The 18586-nt window shown below is 71.9% G+C and carries 18 protein-coding genes and 1 tRNA gene; 13 read left to right on the forward strand and 6 right to left on the reverse strand.

Annotation, left to right across the window (positions count from 1 at the left end; all coding sequences use genetic code 11):
- Positions 1–155 precede the first annotated feature (155 nt).
- The 8 genes from QBL21_RS32850 (at position 156) to QBL21_RS32885 (ending at position 5802) form a co-directional block, all read left to right on the forward strand.
- Complete coding sequence (locus tag QBL21_RS32850) at positions 156–422, forward strand: DUF6284 family protein (protein WP_407565866.1); 267 nt, start codon at positions 156–158, stop codon at positions 420–422.
- A complete protein-coding gene (locus tag QBL21_RS32855; RefSeq protein WP_407565867.1) occupies positions 419–865 on the forward strand; it encodes a Pycsar system effector family protein in 447 nt (148 codons plus the stop codon). The genes QBL21_RS32850 and QBL21_RS32855 overlap by 4 nt, the downstream gene beginning before the upstream one ends.
- Complete coding sequence (locus tag QBL21_RS32860) at positions 862–1830, forward strand: DUF2637 domain-containing protein (protein WP_407565868.1); 969 nt, start codon at positions 862–864, stop codon at positions 1828–1830. The genes QBL21_RS32855 and QBL21_RS32860 overlap by 4 nt, the downstream gene beginning before the upstream one ends.
- The gene (locus QBL21_RS32865) at positions 1827–2198 is read left to right on the forward strand and encodes an RRQRL motif-containing zinc-binding protein (RefSeq protein ID WP_407565869.1); all 372 of its coding nucleotides are present in this window, start codon (positions 1827–1829) and stop codon (positions 2196–2198) included. The genes QBL21_RS32860 and QBL21_RS32865 overlap by 4 nt, the downstream gene beginning before the upstream one ends.
- 279 nt (positions 2199–2477) lie before the next feature.
- Positions 2478–4709: a cell division protein FtsK gene (locus QBL21_RS32870; RefSeq protein ID WP_407565870.1), complete on the forward strand. Its 2232-nt coding sequence runs from the start codon at positions 2478–2480 to the stop codon at positions 4707–4709.
- A gap of 141 nt (positions 4710–4850) precedes the next feature.
- Complete coding sequence (locus QBL21_RS32875; protein WP_407565871.1) at positions 4851–5126, forward strand: hypothetical protein; 276 nt, start codon at positions 4851–4853, stop codon at positions 5124–5126.
- Entirely contained in the window at positions 5123–5317 is a 195-nt protein-coding gene (locus tag QBL21_RS32880) for a hypothetical protein (RefSeq protein WP_407565872.1), read from the forward strand. The genes QBL21_RS32875 and QBL21_RS32880 overlap by 4 nt, the downstream gene beginning before the upstream one ends.
- Before the next feature lie 14 nt (positions 5318–5331).
- On the forward strand, positions 5332–5802 hold the full coding sequence (locus tag QBL21_RS32885; RefSeq protein ID WP_407565873.1) for a hypothetical protein: 471 nt from the start codon (positions 5332–5334) through the stop codon (positions 5800–5802).
- A 30-nt stretch (positions 5803–5832) separates the two neighbouring features.
- Here QBL21_RS32885 and QBL21_RS32890 read toward each other — a convergent pair whose 3' ends face one another.
- Positions 5833–6804 (reverse strand): HNH endonuclease, encoded by a 972-nt coding sequence (locus QBL21_RS32890; RefSeq protein WP_407565874.1) that lies wholly within the window; start codon positions 6802–6804, stop codon positions 5833–5835.
- Positions 6805–6909: 105 nt separating this feature from the next.
- Between QBL21_RS32890 and QBL21_RS32895 the strand changes: the two genes are divergently transcribed.
- The 5 genes from QBL21_RS32895 to QBL21_RS32915 all read left to right on the forward strand — a co-directional run bounded on the left by QBL21_RS32895 (position 6910) and on the right by QBL21_RS32915 (position 11969).
- The gene (locus QBL21_RS32895) at positions 6910–7563 is read left to right on the forward strand and encodes a DNA cytosine methyltransferase (RefSeq protein ID WP_407565875.1); all 654 of its coding nucleotides are present in this window, start codon (positions 6910–6912) and stop codon (positions 7561–7563) included.
- Positions 7560–8399 carry a DNA primase gene (locus QBL21_RS32900; protein ID WP_407565876.1) on the forward strand — a complete coding sequence of 280 codons (840 nt, stop codon included), beginning with the start codon at positions 7560–7562 and terminating at the stop codon, positions 8397–8399. The genes QBL21_RS32895 and QBL21_RS32900 overlap by 4 nt, the downstream gene beginning before the upstream one ends.
- Before the next feature lie 2 nt (positions 8400–8401).
- Positions 8402–9877, forward strand: a complete 1476-nt coding sequence (locus tag QBL21_RS32905) for an ATP-binding protein (RefSeq protein WP_407565877.1) — start codon at positions 8402–8404, stop codon at positions 9875–9877.
- 443 nt (positions 9878–10320) lie between these two features.
- Complete coding sequence (locus tag QBL21_RS32910; RefSeq protein ID WP_407565878.1) at positions 10321–10515, forward strand: helix-turn-helix domain-containing protein; 195 nt, start codon at positions 10321–10323, stop codon at positions 10513–10515.
- A 68-nt stretch (positions 10516–10583) separates the two neighbouring features.
- On the forward strand, positions 10584–11969 hold the full coding sequence (locus QBL21_RS32915; protein WP_407565879.1) for a tyrosine-type recombinase/integrase: 1386 nt from the start codon (positions 10584–10586) through the stop codon (positions 11967–11969).
- Positions 11970–12012: 43 nt separating this feature from the next.
- On the opposite strand, the gene QBL21_RS32920 is transcribed toward QBL21_RS32915, so the two are convergent.
- The 5 genes from QBL21_RS32920 to QBL21_RS32940 form a co-directional block, all read right to left on the reverse strand.
- Positions 12013–12089 (reverse strand) — tRNA-Thr (locus QBL21_RS32920).
- An 83-nt stretch (positions 12090–12172) separates the two neighbouring features.
- Positions 12173–13765, reverse strand: coding sequence for an alpha/beta hydrolase (locus QBL21_RS32925; RefSeq protein ID WP_407565880.1), 1593 nt, complete (start codon positions 13763–13765; stop codon positions 12173–12175).
- A 71-nt stretch (positions 13766–13836) separates the two neighbouring features.
- Positions 13837–15093 (reverse strand): DNA polymerase III subunit delta', encoded by a 1257-nt coding sequence (locus QBL21_RS32930; protein WP_407565881.1) that lies wholly within the window; start codon positions 15091–15093, stop codon positions 13837–13839.
- Positions 15094–15155: 62 nt separating this feature from the next.
- Positions 15156–17048, reverse strand: coding sequence for a chaperonin GroEL (gene groEL, locus QBL21_RS32935; protein ID WP_407565882.1), 1893 nt, complete (start codon positions 17046–17048; stop codon positions 15156–15158).
- Entirely contained in the window at positions 17045–18313 is a 1269-nt protein-coding gene (locus QBL21_RS32940; RefSeq protein ID WP_407565883.1) for a mannonate dehydratase, read from the reverse strand. The genes groEL and QBL21_RS32940 overlap by 4 nt, the downstream gene beginning before the upstream one ends.
- Positions 18314–18586: the final 273 nt, after the last annotated feature.

Consider the following 18586-nt stretch of genomic DNA (forward strand, 5'->3'; position numbering starts at 1 on the left):
GGGCGCGGGATCGAATCCCGCCCGGGGCACCCCGTTTCCCGCTCCACACCAGGACGGCGGCCCGCCGCCTGGTCTCCACCCACACGGCGCGCACCCCCGGAGGGGCATCTCCGGGGGTGCTGTCGGGCCGTCCCCGTCTGAAAGGACAACGACCCATGAACAGTATTGCCGCACCTGAAGTCGCCGACTCCGGTGACACGTCCGGCCGTGAGCCGACCGCGGCGGAGCTGGACGCGATCGAAGCCGAGATGCCCGTCATCCACACCGAAGTCGCCTACCTGGAGGCGCAGATCACCGTCCTGGACCGGGTACCGGGCGAGCTGGACACCCGACGTCTGCGCCGGGCCCGCCGCCGGGTCCTCACCGCCCGCCGCAAGCTGGCCAACGGCCGCACCGCCGGCACGGCGGGCGGTGCGGCGTGAGTGCCCGGGAGTCGAGCCTTGCCGCCGCTCATGCGGAGGTAAAGGCGGAGATCGCCCGTATCGACACCAAGGCCAGCCTGTTACTGGCGCTCATCGCCGCCGTCTTCGCAGGGGCCTGGACGGTCGGCAGCAACGCGCCGCTGACCGTCCCGGCCGGCGTCCTGGGCGGAACGGGCGTCGGGCTGCTGGTCGTCGCCGTCGCGCTGCTGCTGCGGGCGGTACGCCCGAACACGCGCGGCGGGCACGGCTTCCCGCTGTGGGCCACCCTCACCCCCCAGGAGATCCGCACCCGGCTGCCCGACGACCAGGCCGCGGACATCGCGAACCTGTCCCGCATCGCGCTGGTCAAGTTCAAAGTGGTCGGCCGCGCCGTCGACCTCATCCGCACCGCAGGCGCGTTCCTCTTCACCGCTGCACTGCTCACGCTGGGAGGTGCCGCATGAGCACCACCACGACCCCCGAGGAACGGCGTGTGCCGCCGCTCACCCGCCCAGAGACGGGCCTTGCGGGTGTCGCCGCGCTGGCGGCGGCCGGCGTCGGCGTGCTCGGGCTGGCGTCCTCGTTCGAGGCGGTATCGGCCGCCGCTGAGCGGTGGGGCTTCGGCACGCCGTGGATGCTGCCGGTCGGTATCGACATCGCGATCCCGGTGTTCACCGTCGCCAACCTGCTGCTGATCAGGATGGACATGACGCTGGCGTGGGTGCGGTTCGTGCCCTGGATCCTCACCCTGATCACCTGTTGGCTCAACATCGCCGCCGGACACACCCTGTCCGCCCGGCTGGCCCACGGCACGATGCCGCTGCTGTGGGTGGTCTTCTCCGAGATCGGCGCCCACATCTACGCCGTACGCATCGGCGCGGTCACCGGCCGCCGCATGGAGAAAGTCCGCTTCTCCCGATGGCTGCTCGCGCCGCGCTCCACCTTCGGGCTCTGGCGCCGCATGACGCTGTGGGAGATCACCTCCTACAGCGAGGCGCTGACGCGGGAGAAGAAGCGCCAGCTCGCCCGCGCCGCACTGCGCGAGCAGTACGGCCGGCGGTGGCGGTTCAAGGCCCCGCGGCGTGAGCGCGTCCTGCTGCGCATGGGCGACCTCGCCCCCGCCACCGACCCACCCCCGCCTGTGGTCGCCGATGAGGCCAAGCCGCCCGCCGCCGGCGGCGCCGGACCGAAGCCGCGCCCGCGCCGCCGCAACGGCGTCGCGGGCAAGGGTAGGGGCAGGCCGCAGCGCAGCTTTGACGAGCTGCTGACCGCCGCTCGCGAGGCGACCGCGGGGTGGGCGGTGGCAGAGCTGACCGCGGACCGCATCCGCACGGCGGTGGGCTGCTCACAGGCCAACGCCCGCAAGCTGCGCGACACGCTGCGTACCGAGCGCCAGGGAGGCGGGTCGCCTGAGCTGGTGGCGGCATGACCACCGCCTACGCCGAGTGCTACGACCCGACCGGCACCCGCTACGGCATCCCCACCTACCCCTGGCGCCTCGCGCCCGAAGGGCTGGCCACCCGCCGGCAGCTCCGCTCCCGCGGGCTGCGGCCGGGTGGGCAGCCGATCGCCGCCCAGGTGATGCGCCTGGCCCGCCGTACCGGCGAGCCCCGGGTGGCGTACCTGTACGAGGTCATCAAGGCCAAGCCGGTGCGGCCGATGACGCTGGCGAAGTGGGCCGCGTTCGACGCCATGATGACCGCCCGCCGCACCTGCCCGAAGTGCCGCGTGGAGCGCTGGTACTGCATCCCCACATCGTTGGGCATGTGCGTGCCCTGCGCCCACCCGGGCACATAGCAGCCTGGCTGGGGGCAATGCAAGGCCATGACTCCTTCGTTCCTTGGTCGCTTTCCCGTCGTTTCCGTGTCGTTGCGCACGACATCTTGCGCGCGAAAGCCGCAAGAGGTGCGAAATCACATCCACTGGAAGCTCGAAACGAGTCGGAAATGGCGGCTGAATGGCGTGGCAACGCCCCATCACCTCGGCCCAGAGTCATTCGCACGGACCCGGCCGCTCACCTCTCACAGCGTCGGCCGGGCCCGCGTTCCCTCACACCCGTAAGTGGAAGGACTCCTAGTGAAGCATCCCGACGACGACAAAGAACACGAGCTGTTCAACCGACTCGAAGCGGAGATGGCGGCCGACTCCGGGGGCGAGGTAGTCGACCTCGACAAGGCCCGTTCCGACCGGGACCGGTCCGCCAACTCGCCTACCCGACTCGACACCCGCGGGTCGGCCGACTCCCACCCGACCGGGTCGGGTGAGGAGTCGGCCGACCCGACCGCCCGCCCGTACGTGGATCTGCCGACCCCGAAGTCGGCCGGGCCCGGCTACCTCGGTCGGCTCCTGGGCGCCAAGCGGCGGGCGGTCGTTCCGCCGTGGCTGAAGTCGACGGAGGAGCTGAAGACTGCCGTGTCCTGGGTGGCACGGCACTACGCGCACGCCGCCGGCTACCACGCGCTTCGCTCCCCGGTCTACGCCGCCCGACTCGCGTTGCAGGCACCGACCGGCACCGCCCGGTTCGTCGGCGGCACGCTGCGGTGGATGGCCGACCGGGAAGGCGAGCCGGTCCGACTCGCCGCCGTCCGCGCCGAGGACGCCGACCGCTACCTCAAGCTCTCCCGGCAGCGTGACGGGCGCGTGCGACTGCGCACCCTCGTCGCGGTGCTGGCGCTGTTCGTCGGCATGGGTTCCGCGCTGGCCATCTACGTGCTTGCCCCCGGCTGGTTGCAAGCCGTCTCGGTGGGCGCGGTGACGCTGGCCCTCGGTACGGCCGGCCGCAAGGCAGACGCCCCGGTCATCCACCGCGCCGTAGAACTGCCCAAGGCGACCAAGCTCACGTCGGACATCGTGCTGCGCGCGCTGGGATCGCTGGGCATCTCGCCGATCAGTCAGGCGCAGGCCAAGGGCCGGGACGGGTTCGAGTTCACTGCCCCGATCACCCGGGACGGGCCCGGCTGGCGTGCCGAGGGTGACCTTCCCTACGGCGTGACGGTCACCGACATCATCGAAAAGCGCGAGCGTCTGGCGTCCGGGCTGCGCCGCCCGCTGGGCTGCGTGTGGCCCGAAGCGGTGCCGGATGAGCACACCGGGCACCTGGTGCTGTGGGTCGGGGACCAGGACATGAACAAGGCCCCGCAGCCCGCTTGGCCGCTGGCCAAGGGCGGCAGCGTGGACCTGTTCAAGCCGGTCAACTTCGCAACCGACCAGCGCGGACGCTGGGTGGGCCTGACCTTCATGTACATCGCTGCGATCATCGGCGCCATCCCGCGCATGGGCAAGACGTTCCTGCTGCGGCTGTTCGCCCTGATCGCCGCCCTGGACGCACGGGCAGAGCTGCACACCTACGACCTCAAAGGGACTGGCGACCTGGACCCGGTCGGCGAACACGTCTCCCACCGGCACCGCGCGGGCGAGGAAGACCCGGACATCGAGTACGCGATCGCCGACATGCGCAACGTGCGCACCGAGCTGCGCCGCCGCGCCAAGGTGATCCGCTCGCTTCCCCGGGACATCTGCCCGGAATCCAAGGTGACCAGCGAACTCGCCTCCAAGGCGAGCCTGGGTCTGCACCCCATCATCATCTGCGTGGATGAGTGCCAGGTGTGGTTTGAGCACCACGAGTACGGCAAGGAGTTCGAGGAGATCTGCACCGACCTGGTCAAGCGGGGACCGGCTACCGGCATCGTGCTGATCACCGCCACGCAGCGGCCCGACGCGAAGTCGCTGCCCACCGGCATCAGCGCCAACGCCAGTGTCCGGCTGTGCATGAAGGTCATGGACCACACCGCCAACGACATGGTGCTGGGCACCTCCGCGCACAAGCGCGGGGTACGCGCGACCATGTTCACCTGGGACGACAAGGGCATCGCGTACTTCGTCGGCGACGGCTCCGACGCCCGGATCATCCGCAGCGTCTACGTCGATGCCCCCGCCGCTGAGCGCATCGCGCTGTCCGCCCGCAAGGCCCGCGAGCGGGCCGGCACCCTGTCCGGCCACGCGCTCGGGGAGGCCCCGGAACCGGCCGCGCCCGCGTACGACCTGCTCGCCGACATCCTCGCCATCGTCCCCGCCAGCGAGGCCAAGGCGTGGTCCGAGACCATCGTGACCCGCCTCGCCGAACTGCGACCGGACGTGTACAGCGGGTGGGAGCCTGACGCGCTGTCGGCGGCGCTCAAGCCGCACGGGATCACCACGATCCAGGTGGGCCGCCGCATCGACGGCAAGTTCATCAACAAGCGCGGTATCGACCGCTCCCACATCACCACTGCGATTGCGGAGCGTGACGGAAACCGGGACGCAAGCTGACCGCCAGGAGCCGCTATCGATAGCAGCACACCCCGCTATCGATAGCGGCTCCGCTAGCACCCCAAACCGTGCCTGATCAGGCTGCTAGCAGATAGTGGCCCACCTGCGACAACCCCACGAAACTGCCTTGGAGGGCCCTTCATGACCCCTGCCCTGCTCGCTATCGCCTGCCTACTCGCCGTCACTCTCGGTTACTGCGGCTTGTGTGCCGTCTCCCCGTTCGGCGCCTGCCGCAAGTGCCGCGGCTTCGGCTACGCGACGCGCACCAACCGCCGCGGACAGCTCAAGCGCGGCCGAAGCTGCCGGCGCTGCCGCGCCACCGGCCGCCGCATACGCGTAGGCCGCTGGCTCTACAACCGCTGGGCCCGCATCCACCGCGCCGGCACCACCCAGCCGCACACGGAGGTCACCCGATGAGCTTCACCGTCTCCGCCGTGCTGCTCTTCGGCGTCGCCTCGTTCTTCGCCGTCCGCACCAAGGCGGCCGGCGCCGGCGCCGCGGTGCTGGTGTTCCTCTTCGGGTTCTTCACCGCCGGCACCGGCGCGTACGAGCCCATCCGCGACCTGGTCCAGGCCACCGCCCAAGCGGCCCGCGCCCTGGGCAACTGACAGGAGGCACAGTCATGAACGAACCCGTCCCACGGCCGGGCCCGCCGACCACGCCCGTGTACGACCCGGCACCGCTCGACCCCTACGCGCCAGAGTCGACGGCGGTGGAACTGGCCACCGAGCGCGGGCCGGTGGTGTGGGTGCCCGACGCCTACGGCCGCATGGTCCCCATGCCCAAGCACCTCGCCCCGGCACCGATAGCACGCCCCGAACCCCGCGACCTCACCCCCCTGCCGCTGCTGGACCCCATCGCGCAGCGCTTCGCCGCCGCCGGAATCGGCGGCGGCGCCCTGTCCGCCGGCGTCGGCTGGGGGATCGGCGAAGTCGTCTCCGCTGCCGCGGGCTTCGGCTCCGGCAGCGTCATGTGGATCGCGCTGGCCGTCATCGCCTGGCGCATGCCCGTCCGCACCATCGCCAGCGGCCGACGCGGCAGCACGGTCCACATCCGCAAGGCCGTGTTCAAGCGCAACACCTTCAACGGCTGACGGCCTGCCGGTTGCACCGCGCCGTACCCGTCAGCGCTGTGCCGGCTGCTCGGGTTGTCGGCTGGAGGGGACGCGGGGGGCGGTGCGGTGCATGTTCCAGTGTTTGGCCAGCCACTGGAGATGTTCGCGGGTGGGCTGGACGGCCAGTTCGGCGTCCTGCAAGCCGCTGTAGCCGGGATAGCCGGCCAGTTCGGGGGAGATGTCCAGCCTGGTGGTGCTGGGGTTCACCGCGATCAGTCCCAGGTCGAACAGCCGGTGCAGGTCTCGGCGCAGGAGCAGTCCGCCGCGGGCGTGGTGTTCGGCTTCGGCGGCGTAGCTGTAGAGGTGTGCGGCGTCGAGTGCTGCGGCCGGGCAGGGGCCGGTGAAGGCGCAGACCGTGCCGTGTTCGTCCAGCAGACGCTGGCGAAAGGCTGCCTGCCCGACACGGACACGGACGGTGGCATGCCGGTGTCCGCCGTGGATGCGCTGCTGGGTGGTGTCGGCAATGGTCACGGTCATGGCCACCCCCGCGTCTGCGATGGCGTTGCGGAGCTTTTCCCACCGCAGCGAACGCAGGCTCAGTTGTGACCTGGGCGAGTCACACAGCTCGCGCAGGGTCTTCCCCGACAGCACGCCCGGCATGTCCACCCAGGCCGCCGCGTGGTGGGACCGGTAGGTGGTGACGGATTTCCGGTGGGTCACGGGGGTCTCGAACTCGGCGGCGCAGTCCCAGCACAGGTAGGCCGGCGTCTTGGTCTTGCGGGCCTTGAAGCTGGCCTTGCCGCACTCCGGGCAGGTGTAGGTGTTCTTCACCGCCTGGCCGGTGTCGATGCGTTCGATGACCGACACGCCCAGCAGCGACTTCTTGTCCCACAACGCGATCACGTCACCGGGCGCCAGCGCCGCGTGATTGGGGACGGTGTCATCCCAGATGTAGTGCCGGGACGGCTCGTCGTCGTAGCCGTCGTTGCTCCCGTGGGTTCGATTGTCACCGACCACCAAGACCAGCCACGCGTTCGTCATCTGCCTCTATTTCCCTGGTCAGCCATATCGGTGGGCGACCGCCTCTCGCCAAAGAACACGGCCGCCCACCGTCCAGCCATACCTCACTGAACTGGAGATACCAGCATGCCCGACCCCACCGACATCCGACGCTCCATCAGGCGCAGACCTCGCCTGTTGGACCTGTGCTGCGGCGCCGGTGGCCTGTCCATGGGCTACCACCTCGCCGGCTTCGACGTGGTCGGCGTCGACATCCGCCCCCAGCCCAACTACCCCTTCACGTTCGTCCAGGCCGACGGGCTGGAGTACTGCGCCACTTGGGGCCACACCTTCGATCTGGTTCACGGCTCCTGGCCGTGCGAGCGCTACGCCACGGTCACCAAGTGGCGCGGTGACCCCCAGGCGCACCCGGACCTGGTCGGCCCGGGGCGGGAGGTCATGCAGGCCACCGGCCGGCCCTGGGTCATGGAGAACGTGCCCGAGACCGCCGCTGCCGGGCTGCTGCGCCCGGACTACCTGCTGTGCGGTACCCAGTTCGGCCTGGGTGTCCGGCGTCATCGCGTCTTCGAAACCTCCTGGCACGGCGGCGGGGACTTAGTGCCGCCCTGCTGGCACCGCAAAGACCTCCTCGCCTTCGAGCACAAGGCCGAGCGTGCCTACGCCGACGCCATGGGCTGCACCTGGATGACCAACCTCGAAGCCCGCAAAGCCGTACCCCCCGCCTACACCCACTGGATCGCCGGGCAGTACCTCACCCTGGAAGGGAGCGCCGCCGCATGAACCACCGCCTGATGCGCGCCGCCCTGGACCTTGCCGCTTCCGGCATCCCTGCCCTCCCGCTGCGGGTGGGGAAGGTGCCGTTCGGCAACTGCCGCCGCTGTGCGGGCAACGCGTGCGGCGGCCGGCCGAACATGAAGACCCCCGGCCCCTGCACCTGCCCGGCGCCGTGCCACGCATGGGCTGCCGCCACGACCGACCGGGACGTGATCAGCTCCGGCATCTGGCGGCGCGCGTGGGTGCGGGCGGCTGCGGTCGCCTATCACCCGGGCGGGGCCGGGCTCACCGTCGTCGACCTCGACGACACCGACGCCGTGGCCTGGGCCCGCGAGACCCTGCCGCCGACCCAGACCGTGCCCACCACACGGGGTGAACACTGGCTCTACCTCGGGCGAATGCCGTCCGCCAACGCGGTACGGCCCGGCGTCGACATCAAATCCACGATGGCCTACGCCCGCTGGCTCGGCTTCGGCACCGGCACCATGACCGCGCTGCCGGACGCCGTGCGTGAGCTGGCCACCAAGGAGCCGTCCCCGGCCCGCCCGGCGGGGGCTGTCGCCGTGGCTGTGCCGGGCGGGCAGGGCCCGTGCCGGCACCGCACCCCCGCGTTCCTGGAACGCGGCATCGCGATGGCGGAGCAGCGCATCACGGAGGCGTGCAGCGCGGTGCACAGCACGGTCTACGGCACGTTCCTGGCCGTGTTGTCAACGCACGGCCGGTGTGGCTGCCTCACCGACGCCCACGTCGCGCGGCTGTTCACCGCCGCGCAGGCCAAGGGGGAAACGGCCCGGCACTGCACCGATGCATGGACCAACGCCCGTACCAGGTTGGGACTGTAGCCATGTCCGACGACGACAAGCCCCCGGCCCGCGAGGTCATCGCCGACTACGCGCAAGCCAACTTCAGCTACTTCCGCACCGCCGACGGCACCGTGTACGCGCAGCGCAACGGCCACCCCGTAGCCCGCCCGATCCGCTCCCAGGGCACCACCGGCAGCCACCGCCAGGAACTCATGGTCGGCCTGTTCCGCGACGGCTGCGGCGTCTTCAACGGCACCGCACTGAAGGAGGCGCTTGACCTGATCGAAGCCCTCGCGCTGACCGAGGAAGTCCAGCCCGTACACATCCGCGTCGCGCCCGGATTCGACGGCGCGACCTGGCTCGACCTCGGACGCAACGACGGCGAGTCCGTCCGCATCCACCCCACCGGATGGGACATCACCACCCCCGACCCGCGCGAAGTGTGCTGGCGCCGTACGCAGCTCACAGGCGAACTCCCGTTGCCGGCGAAGGACACCAGCGGCAAGGGCATCGACCTTTTGCTGCGGTTGTGCAACTTCGCCGGTGCGGAAACCGAGTGCCTGGCCCTGGCCTGGCTCATCGGCTGCCTGGGCCCGTCCGTGCCCGTACCCGCGCCGTTCCTCACCGGACCGCAGGGCGCCGGCAAGTCCACCGGCGGGCGGATGCTCGTGCGGATCATCGAGGGCATGAGCAGCGACCTGCGCCGCGCCCCCAAGGATGAGGAGAACCTGACGGCGGCGGTGGCGGCCGGGTGGGTGACCGCGCTGGACAACCTCTCGCACCTCACGCCGGACCTGTCGGATGCGATGTGCTGCATCGTCACCGGCGCCGAGAACGTCAAACGCGCCCTGTACACGGATGGCGACGTGGTCCGGGCCCGCTACCGCCGGCCGCTGCTCATGACCGGCATCGACGTGGGCGTCATCCGCCCCGACCTTGCCGAACGGCTCCTTCCGCTGCGTCTTGAGCGGCCCAAGGTCCGGCGGACCGAGGCGGAGTTGTGGGCGGAGTACGAGGAGATCCTGCCCGTCGTCCTCGGCTCTCTGCTCGACCTCACGGTCCAGGTCCGCGCCGCCCAAGCGGAGACCCCAACGGACCTGCGGATGGCGGACTTCGCGCACCTGTGCGCGCAACTCGACGTGGCCACCGGTCTCGGGGCGCTCAGTGCGTACCGGCGAAGCCTGGACGACCTCAACGACGACGTGATCGAGGGCGACCTGCTGGCGCAGACTGTGCTTCAGCACGCCGCCGGAATGGAGGCCGGCGCAGAGGAGCGGATGACCTCTGCCGAGTGGCTGCACTGCCTCACCCGCCTCTACGTCGGGGAGGACTGCCGTCCCCTGCCGAGGGGCTGGCCGACCACCGGCAAGGTGCTCTCCGACCGGCTCAAACGGCTTCAGCCGACGCTGGCAGCCCGCGGCGTCCTCATCGACTGGGGACGCACCATGGCGGCCCGCTACATCGAGATGAGCCGCCCACCGGCCCCGCTCCCGCCTGAGCAGAAGCAGGTGTTCTGACCCGCGGCGTCAGAGTCCGTCCCGAACAGCAAGAAGAGCACGCCCCGCCGTTGTGCTCCTCTTGCTGTTCGGCGGCTTGCCGCCCCCGATGGTCGCGCCGCGAAGCGGCTCCTTCTTCGCCCTTCACGCTTGAGAGCTCCCGCGCACTACCAACAGACACCCCTCTCTTGTCCGAAGTAGAGGAACGCTGCGTCATCTGCGTCATGCGAGCCGAAAACCGGCCGTTGACCTGCGGCTACACCCATGACGCAGACGGCTGATCGCTGCGTCATCCTGCGTCATCTGCGTCATGGGTGACGCAGCCCTGCGTCATGTATGACGCAGCCTCGAAGCCCCTGCGTCATACAAGACCGCAGTTCAGCGGCCCGAATGACGCAGATGACGCAATGACGCAGAAATCCGAACCTCGGACAGGAGCGAGCCCGCCAAGGAGGCTGCACCGCATGAGCACCCCCGCCCCTGCCGACCGGCTCCTCTACACCCCGAAGGAAGCCGCCGGCGTACTCGCCATCGGCCGCTCCACCCTCTATGAGCTGATGGCGGCAGGCGCCGTGAAGTACATCAAGCTGGGCCGCTGTCGTCGCATCCGCCGCAGCGACCTGGAGAGCTACGTGGCGGGACTCTCCCCCGCCGCCTGAACACCGCACCGCACCCGAGGCGGCCCCGAACTTCAGTCCGGGGCCGCCTTTCTGCATGGAGGAAGTGCATGAGCCCACGCAAGCCCAACATGGCCTCATCCGTCTATCTCGGCAGTGACGGATGGTGGCACGGTCGCGTCACCATGGGCGTCAAGGCTGACGGCAGTCCAGACCGCCGGCACCGCCGCGCACGCACCGAGGCGGAGGTGCGACGCAAGGTCAGGGCCCTGGAAAAGCTCCGGGACGACGGCCGGGCACCCAAGGCCGGGCGGGTGCCCACCGTAGAGCAGTGGATGACGACCTACCTCACCACCATTGCCAGCCTGAAACTTCGACCCCGCTCCCTGGATGACTACTGGTCCAAGACCCGCAACGACATCGTTCCCGGCGTCGGCAAGCACCGGCTCGACAAGCTGGGCCCGGAGCATCTGGAGAGGATGTACGCCGCGATGCTCGCCGAGGGGCACGCCCCCTCGCACGTGCTCAAGGTGCACCGCATTCTGTCCCGCGCACTGAAGATCGCCCACCGCCGCCGCATCATCGGTGAGAACGTCGCCACGCTCGTAGAGCCGCCCTCCCTGGAGGAGACCGAGGCAAACCCCTTCACCAGGGAGGAGGCGAAGGCGTTCCTCGAAGCGGCAGCGAAGCGGCCCACGTTCATGCGGTGGGTCGTCGGGGTCGGGATGGGCTTCCGGCAGGGCGAGACGCTTGGACTCCGCTGGCCCTACGTCGACCTCGACAATGAGCTGATCCACCCGAAGTGGCAGCTCCAGCGGCTGACGTGGCGGCACGGCTGCAACGACCCGCACGCCTGCGGCGCCCGGCTGCACCGCTTCGAGCCCTGCGCACAGGGGTGCACCCGGCACAAGTCGTACACGCGTGGCTGTCCTAAGCCCTGCCCGAAGGGCTGCACTCGACACGCCAGCACGTGCCCGGAGCGTAAGGGCGGCGGACTCACCTTCACCCGGCCCAAGACGAAGAAGAGCACGGACCCCGTGCCGATCCCGCCGCCGTTCATTCCTCACCTACGCGAGCACAAGGCCCAGCAGGAGGCGGCGCGGGCCGCCGCGGGCGAGCTGTGGCAGGAGCACAAGGCGGTGTTCACACGGCCGGACGGGCGTCCGCTGGACCCGCGGGCGGACTGGGAGGAGTTCAAGGAGCTGCTTGCCGAAGCGGGCATCGATGACCGGCGGCTGTACGACGGCAGCCGCCACACCGCCGGCACGATCCTGAACGAGCTGGGGGTGGACATGCCCACCATCATGGAGATCCTTCGGCACACCCAGATCAGCCAGACGCGGCGGTACGTCAAGGGCAGATCGCACCTCTCGAAGGACGCCATGCGCCGCGTGGGAGACGCCTTCATGCCCCGCCCCGGGCCCGCGTCTGAGACCAGAACTGAGACCGGAGACACCCGAGCCGCCCGCGCGCGGCGGCGCCGTCGCATCCGCTGAACCAAAAAACCCCAGCTCAGAGAATCTCTGAGCTGGGGTCCGGTGGAGCCGCCTAAGGGAATCGAACCCTTGACCTACGCATTACGAGTGCGTCGCTCTGGCCGACTGAGCTAAGGCGGCGGGTTGCGGGCCGGGGCCCGGGCAACGGCGACAAGTTTACACAGTTCCCGGGGGGCCTCTGCACTCGGTTTCGGGTGGGGCGGTCAGCGGCAGCGTTTGCCGTCTGCGGGTGGGGTGCCTTCGAGGAGGAAGGTGTCGATCGCGTCGTCGATGCAGCCGTTGCCCCTCGCGTACGCCGTGTGGCCGTCGCCCTCGTACGTCAGGAGTACGCCCTCCTTGAGCTGGGCCGCCAGGCTCTCCGCCCAGACGTACGGGGTCGCCGGGTCGCGGGTGGTGCCGACGACCAGGATCGGCGGGGTGCCGGCGGCCTCGATGCGGTTGGCCTCGCCCGTGGGGGCGACCGGCCAGCCGGCGCAGTTCAGGGCCGCCCAGGCGAAGTCGCGGCCGAAGACCGGGGAGTCCGCCTCGAAGTCCGGGACCAGCTTCTCGACGTCCGCCGGGGTGTCGAAGGGGGCGGGCTGGTCGATGCAGTTCACCGCGGCGAAGCCGTACATCATGCTGCCGTACGAGCCGTCCGGCTCGCGCTCGAAGTACATGTCCGCCAGGGCCAGCAGCCCGCTGCCGTCCTTGCGCTCCATCGCGTCCGTCAGGGAGTCGCGGAGCTGCGGCCAGAAGTCCTCCTGGTACATCGCCATCAGCACGCCCATCGTCGCCAGCGGCTCGCCCAGCCCGCGCTGCTCGCCGGTCGGGACCGGCTTGGAGTCGAGGCGGTCGAGGAAGGCGCGGAGCTGCTTGCCCGCGGCCTCGGCGCTGTCCGTGCCGAGCGGGCAGTCCGCGCGCTTGACGCAGTCCTCGGCGAAGGCGTCGAAGGCGGTGGTGAAGCCCGCGTTCTGGTCCAGGTTCAGTTGCCGGGAGGTGAGGGAGGGGTCCATCGCGCCGTCGAGGACCAGGCGGCCGGTGCGCTGCGGGAAGAGGCCCGCGTAGGTGGCGCCGAGCATCGTGCCGTACGAGGCGCCGACGTACGTTAGCTTCTTGTCGCCGAGGACGCCGCGGAAGACGTCCATGTCCCGGGCCGCCTCCTCCGTCGAGACGTGGCCCAGCAGCTTGCCCGCGCGCTTCTCGCAGCCCTCCGCGAAGCGCTCGAACGACGCGGTCAGCGCCTCGACCTCGCGCTCGTCGTCGGGCGTCTGGTCGATCTGGGTGTGCTTCTCGAACTCCGCGTCCGTCAGGCACTTCACCGGCTGGCTGCCGCCCACGCCGCGGGGGTCGGCCGCCACGATGTCGTACCGCGCGCGGACGTCCGCCGGGTAGCCGACGCCCGCGAAGTTCTGGAGGAACTCGATCGCGGAGGCGCCCGGGCCGCCCGGGTTGATGTGCAGCGAGCCCAGGCGCTCGCCGGGGTTCTCGGCCCGCTTGCGGGCCACCGCCAGCTCCACGTCCTCGCCGGCGCCCGGGCTGGCGTAGTCCATCGGTACGCGCAGTGTGGCGCACTCGAAGCCGGGGGCGCCGCACTCGGTCCAGCGCAGCTTCTGCTCGTAGTACGGCTTCAGATCCGCGGGGGTCTGCGCCGGGAGCGGTTCGAGGACCCGGCTGACGCTGCCGGCGCGGGCGGCGTCGGCGCCCCCGCCCCCGCCGCCGGTGTCGTCGGATCCGGCGGAGTCGCACCCGGCGGCGGCGACCAGCACCACCAGCGCGGTGGCGGGTGCGGCCGTGCGGAACAGGCTGCGGAAGTCCATGCGCCTGAGCGTAACCGCTGGGAGCAGGGCTTCCGCCGGGTCACCCTCGCCCCGTACGGGTGAAGCACCCGCTACGGTTTGCGCAGCGTGACCGTCATCGCCTCCAGCGCCAGCAGCGGCGCCACGTTCCGCTCCAGCGCCTCCCGGCACTCCATGATCGCGTCGATCCGCCGCAGCGTCATCTCCGCGCTGCTGTCCTCCGCGATCCGCCGCAGCCCCTCCCCCACGTCCGCGCACGGCAGCAGCGACACGTCGGCCACCGCGCCCAACTGGAGGGCGAGCACGTCCCGGTAGAAGCCCGCGAGGTCGGTGAGGGCCAGGTCGAGGCTGTCGCGCTGGCTGCGGGTGGACCGGCGCTTCTGGCGCTCCTGGAGGTCCTTCATCACGCCCGCCGTGCCGCGCGGCATCCGGCCGCCGGGCTGCGCGCCGAGCGCCGTGCGCATCTCCTCCGTCTCCCGCTCGTCCGTCTCGTCGGCCTGCTCCTTCGCCGCGTCCGCCGCGACCTCGACCAGCTCCTGCGCCGCGCGCAGGCAGCCGCCGATGTCCTCGACGCGCAGCGGGATCCTCAGCACCGCGGCCCGGCGTTCGCGGGCGCGGTCGTCGGTGGCCAGGCGGCGGGCGCGGTCGATGTGGCCCTGGGCCGCTCGGGCGGCGGACTCGGCGACCGCGGGGGTGATGCCGTCGCGCTGTACGAGGACGGAGGCGACCGCGGCGACGGCGGGGGTGCTGAGGGAGAGGTGGCGGCAGCGGGAGCGAATCGTGGGCAGCACGTCCTCCAGCGACGGCGCGCACAGCAGCCACACCGTGCGGGGGGCGGGCTCCTCGATGGCCTTCAGGAGGACGTTGCCGGCGCCTTCTGTGAGGCGGTCGGCGTCCTCGACGACAATGGCCTGCCACCGGCCGCCGGAGGGGGCGAGCTGGGCGCGGCGCACCAGCTCGCGGGTCTCCTTGACGCCGATGGTGAGGAGGTCGGTGGCGACGACGGTGACGTCGGCGTGGGTGCCGACGAGGGCGGTGTGGCAGCCGTCGCAGAAGCCGCAGCCGGGCCCGGCGGTCGCGCGGTCCGGGCTGACGCACTGGAGCGCCGCGGCGAACGCGCGGGCCGCCGTCGCCCGGCCGGCGCCCGGCGGGCCCGTGAACAGCCAGGCGTGCGTCATCGCGGAGTTGGAGGGCGGGCCGGCGGCCTCGGCGGGGTGGGTGCCGGGGGCCGAAGTGCTCGGGGTCGGCGTGCCGGATTCGGCCGTGACCCGCGCGTCGGCGGCGCGGGCCGCGGCGACGAGCTGCTCGCCCACCCGCCGCTGCCCCACCAGCTCGTCCCACACCGCCATGGCACCGTCCTTCCGTCGCCCGCCGACCATTGTGCGGTACGGCACCGACACCCGGCCGTCCGTCAGTGGTGGTGACCCGTGCCGTGGTGGTGGCCGTGGCCCCTGCGGCGCCAACTGATCGCGTCCGGGTCGCGCGGCGTGCGGTCCACCACCAGGGCGCCCGCGGTCAGCATCAGGCCGGCGACGGAGGCGGCGTTCTGGAGTGCGGTACGGGGCACGCGCACCGGGTCGAGGACGCCGGCGGCCGGCAGGTCGCCGTACGTGCCGGTGTCCGCGTTCCAGCCGTGGCCCGGCGGGAGGCCGGCCGTCTCGGCGACGACGCGGGCGCCGTCCGCGCCGGCGTTGCGGGCGAGCTGGTGGAGCGGGGCCGTGAGCGCGGCCCGTACGGCGAGGGCGCCCGCCCGCTCGTCCGCGGACAGACCGGCGGCGGTGCCGCCGGATCCGGCGGCACCGGCTCCAGCGGACCCACCGACTCCAGCATTCCCAGCGGTCGCGGATCCGGCGGTCGCCGCCCCGCCCTCCGGCCCCGTACCGCCGCACAGCAACGCGTCCACCGCCCGCCGCGCCCCCGCCAGCCCCGTGCCGCCGCCCGGGGCGACGCCCTCCGCCAGCGCCGCCCGTACCGCCGCCACCGCCCCAGCGACCCGCTCCCGGCGCTCCGCCCGCTCCGGGTCCGTGGCGCCGCCGACGCGCAGCACCGCCAGCCCGCCCGTCAGCCGGGCCAGCCGCAGCTCCAGCACCTCCCGGTCGAAGTCGGACGCCTCCCCGGCCAGCGTGTGCTCCAGGTGCGCCACCCGCTGCGCGACCGCCTCGGCGGCACCGGCGCCCCGCGTCACCGTCGTCGTACGCCTCGTCACGACGACCCGCTCCGCGCGCCCCAGCGACGCCAGTTCCGTGCGGCCGAGCAGCATCCCCTTCTCCGGCAGCACGACCTCCGCGCCGGTCAGCGCCGCCAGGTCCTCCAGGTGCGCCAGCCGCCGCGCGCCCAGCGCCGGCGCCGGGACGGCCGCGGAGAGCAGGGTGCCGCGCAGGCGGTTGGCGACCAGCGCCGCCAGCGCGTCCTGCTGGACGGAGTCCGCGACGACCAGCAGCGGGCGGCCGGTGGCCGCGACCCGCTCCAGCACCGGCAGCAGTTCGTCGAGTCGGGCGATACGCCCGTGGTGCAGCAGGACGTACGGGTCCTCCAGCACCGCCGTGCCCTGCTCGGGGTGGGTCATCATGAACGGGCTGAGGAAGCCGCGGTCCAGCCGCAGACCGTCGGTGAACTCCAGTTCCACGCCCGCGACATGCGCCTCCTCCACCGAGATCGCCGCGTTCCGGCCCGCCTTGGCGAACGCGCGGGCGACCAGCTCGCCCAGCTCCGGGTCGCGGGCCGCCGCGGCGGCGACCATCGCGGTGTCCTGCTCGCCACCGACAGGGCGGGCGGTGGCGGTCAGGTGCGCGACGGCCGCCGCCGCGGCGGTGTCGATGCCGCGGCGTACGGCCACGGGGTCGGCGCCTGCGGTCACGGCGCGCAGGCCGGTCGCGAGGAGCGCCTGGGTGAGCACGATGGTGGTCGTCGTGCCGTCGCCGACGGCGCGGCGGGTGCGGGTGGCGGCCTGGCGGACGAGGGAGGCGCCGAGGTTCGCGTACGGGTCGGAGAGCCGGACGGCGTCGGCGACGGTGGCGCCGTCGCGGGTGGCGACGGGGCCGGAGGCGGCGCCGGCCCCGCCGCCGGCCCGGGAGCCGGCGCCCTCGGCACCGGCCCCCGAACCGGATCCGGCCCCGGCCCCGGAGCGGTCGGGGCCGGCGCCGGGGCGGCCGGCCCGGGAGCCGGCCGACCCCGGTCCCGTACCGCCGCCCAGCACCACCAGCCGCCCGCGCGGCCCGAGGGTGACCCGCGCCGCGTTCGCGACCGCGTCAACGCCGCGGCGCAGGGCGGCCCGCGCCGCGTCCTCGAAGAGGAGCCCGCTCACTCGTCGTCGTCGCCGCGCCCGAACCGGCCACGCTCCATGATCAGCGCGGCCTGCATCATCGCCCGTGCGTAGCCCGTGTCGTACAGCTCCATGCCGTGGCCGCCGCCGCCCACGTCCTTGTACTGGTTGCTCTGGTCCGACCCGTTCTCGCGGTCGAAGTCGTTCGCGCGCGGGTGCTCGGCGAGGATGCCGCGCGAGTAGCCGGCGCGGACGAGCATGCGCATGAAGCCGAACATGTCGGTCTCGCCGTTGTCCGGGAAGACCTCGGCGTACTTCACCCGCGGCTTGTCGACCCGCACGTTGCGGTAGTGGATGTGGTTGACGCGGTCCTTGCGGCACATCCAGCGCAGGAAGTCGACGGAGTCGAAGCCGACTTCGGCCGTCACGCCCGCGTGCACGGTCATGCCGTTGGACGGGCTGTCGACGGTGTCGACCATGCGCTTCCAGTCCTCGACCGAGCCCATGATCTGCGGGTTGCCGCGGCTGATCTCGGCGGGCGGGTCGTTGGGGTGCACGGCCATCCGCACCCCGGCCTCCTCGGCGACCGGCATGACCTCGCGCAGGAAGTGCTCGTAGTTCTCCCAGAGTTCCTCGCGGGTGAAGGCGCGGACGCCGTCGGGGCGGGGGAGGTCGCGGACCTTGACGCCGTCCACCTCGTGGTCGAGGTCGAAGGCGGTGTAGCCGGCGCCGATGCGGTCGGTCTCGTCGATCTCCTCGTAATAGCCCTCCTTCAGCCGGTGGACGTACCAGTTGTACTCGACGACCGGGATGCCGGCCCGGCCCGCCGCCACCAGCGAGGTCTTCATGTCCTCGATGGCCTGGTCGCTGCCGTCCTCGCCGCGTACGACCGAGTCGGGGGCGCTGATGAGGAAGGCGGTGACGTGCAGGCCCTTGGACTCCAGGTTCTCGCGGTCGGCGGTCAGCTCCTCGACCGTCCACGGCGAGTCGGGGGCGCCGGAGACCACGCCGGTGACGCCGGCCTGCCGCCACTTGCGGACCGTCGCGTCGTCGGGGCGGCGGTCGATCCACTGGCAGAGCCGGGGGGTGTCGGGTCCTTCGCGGACGTCGTCGGGCCAGTTCAGCTTCGGGAACGGGGCGTTGCCGCCGGGGCCGTGGCCGTGGCCGGGCCCGTTGCCGCCGCCCGGGGCGGCGAACGCGGGGGCCGCGGCGCCCGCCGAGGCGCCGATCGCGGCTGCTGCCGCGGCGGTCGAGCCGCGTTTGAGGAAGGAGCGGCGCGAACTGCCGTCGTGTGCGGGGGATTCCATACGTCACCTTCGCTTTCTGTGCTCTGCCGGCTGCCTGATGCTGCGGTAGTGCGTCGTGCGGTGGTGCGTAGTACGTGGTGCGTACAGCTACCACGTCGTACATGGTGCGTCCGCGTGCAGGGGGATGCGCGCCAGCGTACGTACGTGCGTCCCGGCCGTTAAGGGCGAGTTGCGGATACGCCCATTCGCGACCCGAATCCGAGGCCCGCCCCCTCGGCGGGCGGGAAGGACGGGGGGAAGGAAGGGCAGGAGCCCGTACGCACCCGACCAGGG

This window comes from Streptomyces sp. 184 (assembly GCF_045781775.1).
Lineage (GTDB): Bacteria > Actinomycetota > Actinomycetes > Streptomycetales > Streptomycetaceae > Streptomyces.

Excerpts from the sequence above, each read along its gene's own strand:
- QBL21_RS32850 (WP_407565866.1), top strand. The coding sequence starts at position 156 with ATGAACAGTATTGCCGCACCTGAAGTCGCCGACTCCGGTGACACGTCC.
- QBL21_RS32860 (WP_407565868.1), top strand. The coding sequence starts at position 862 with ATGAGCACCACCACGACCCCCGAGGAACGGCGTGTGCCGCCGCTCACC.
- QBL21_RS32865 (WP_407565869.1), top strand. The coding sequence starts at position 1,827 with ATGACCACCGCCTACGCCGAGTGCTACGACCCGACCGGCACCCGCTAC.
- QBL21_RS32875 (WP_407565871.1), top strand. The coding sequence starts at position 4,851 with ATGACCCCTGCCCTGCTCGCTATCGCCTGCCTACTCGCCGTCACTCTC.
- QBL21_RS32880 (WP_407565872.1), top strand. The coding sequence starts at position 5,123 with ATGAGCTTCACCGTCTCCGCCGTGCTGCTCTTCGGCGTCGCCTCGTTC.
- QBL21_RS32885 (WP_407565873.1), top strand. The coding sequence starts at position 5,332 with ATGAACGAACCCGTCCCACGGCCGGGCCCGCCGACCACGCCCGTGTAC.
- QBL21_RS32890 (WP_407565874.1), bottom strand. The coding sequence starts at position 6,804 with ATGACGAACGCGTGGCTGGTCTTGGTGGTCGGTGACAATCGAACCCAC.
- QBL21_RS32895 (WP_407565875.1), top strand. The coding sequence starts at position 6,910 with ATGCCCGACCCCACCGACATCCGACGCTCCATCAGGCGCAGACCTCGC.
- QBL21_RS32900 (WP_407565876.1), top strand. The coding sequence starts at position 7,560 with ATGAACCACCGCCTGATGCGCGCCGCCCTGGACCTTGCCGCTTCCGGC.
- QBL21_RS32905 (WP_407565877.1), top strand. The coding sequence starts at position 8,402 with ATGTCCGACGACGACAAGCCCCCGGCCCGCGAGGTCATCGCCGACTAC.
- QBL21_RS32910 (WP_407565878.1), top strand. The coding sequence starts at position 10,321 with ATGAGCACCCCCGCCCCTGCCGACCGGCTCCTCTACACCCCGAAGGAA.
- QBL21_RS32915 (WP_407565879.1), top strand. The coding sequence starts at position 10,584 with ATGAGCCCACGCAAGCCCAACATGGCCTCATCCGTCTATCTCGGCAGT.
- QBL21_RS32925 (WP_407565880.1), bottom strand. The coding sequence starts at position 13,765 with ATGGACTTCCGCAGCCTGTTCCGCACGGCCGCACCCGCCACCGCGCTG.
- QBL21_RS32930 (WP_407565881.1), bottom strand. The coding sequence starts at position 15,093 with ATGGCGGTGTGGGACGAGCTGGTGGGGCAGCGGCGGGTGGGCGAGCAG.
- QBL21_RS32940 (WP_407565883.1), bottom strand. The coding sequence starts at position 18,313 with ATGGAATCCCCCGCACACGACGGCAGTTCGCGCCGCTCCTTCCTCAAA.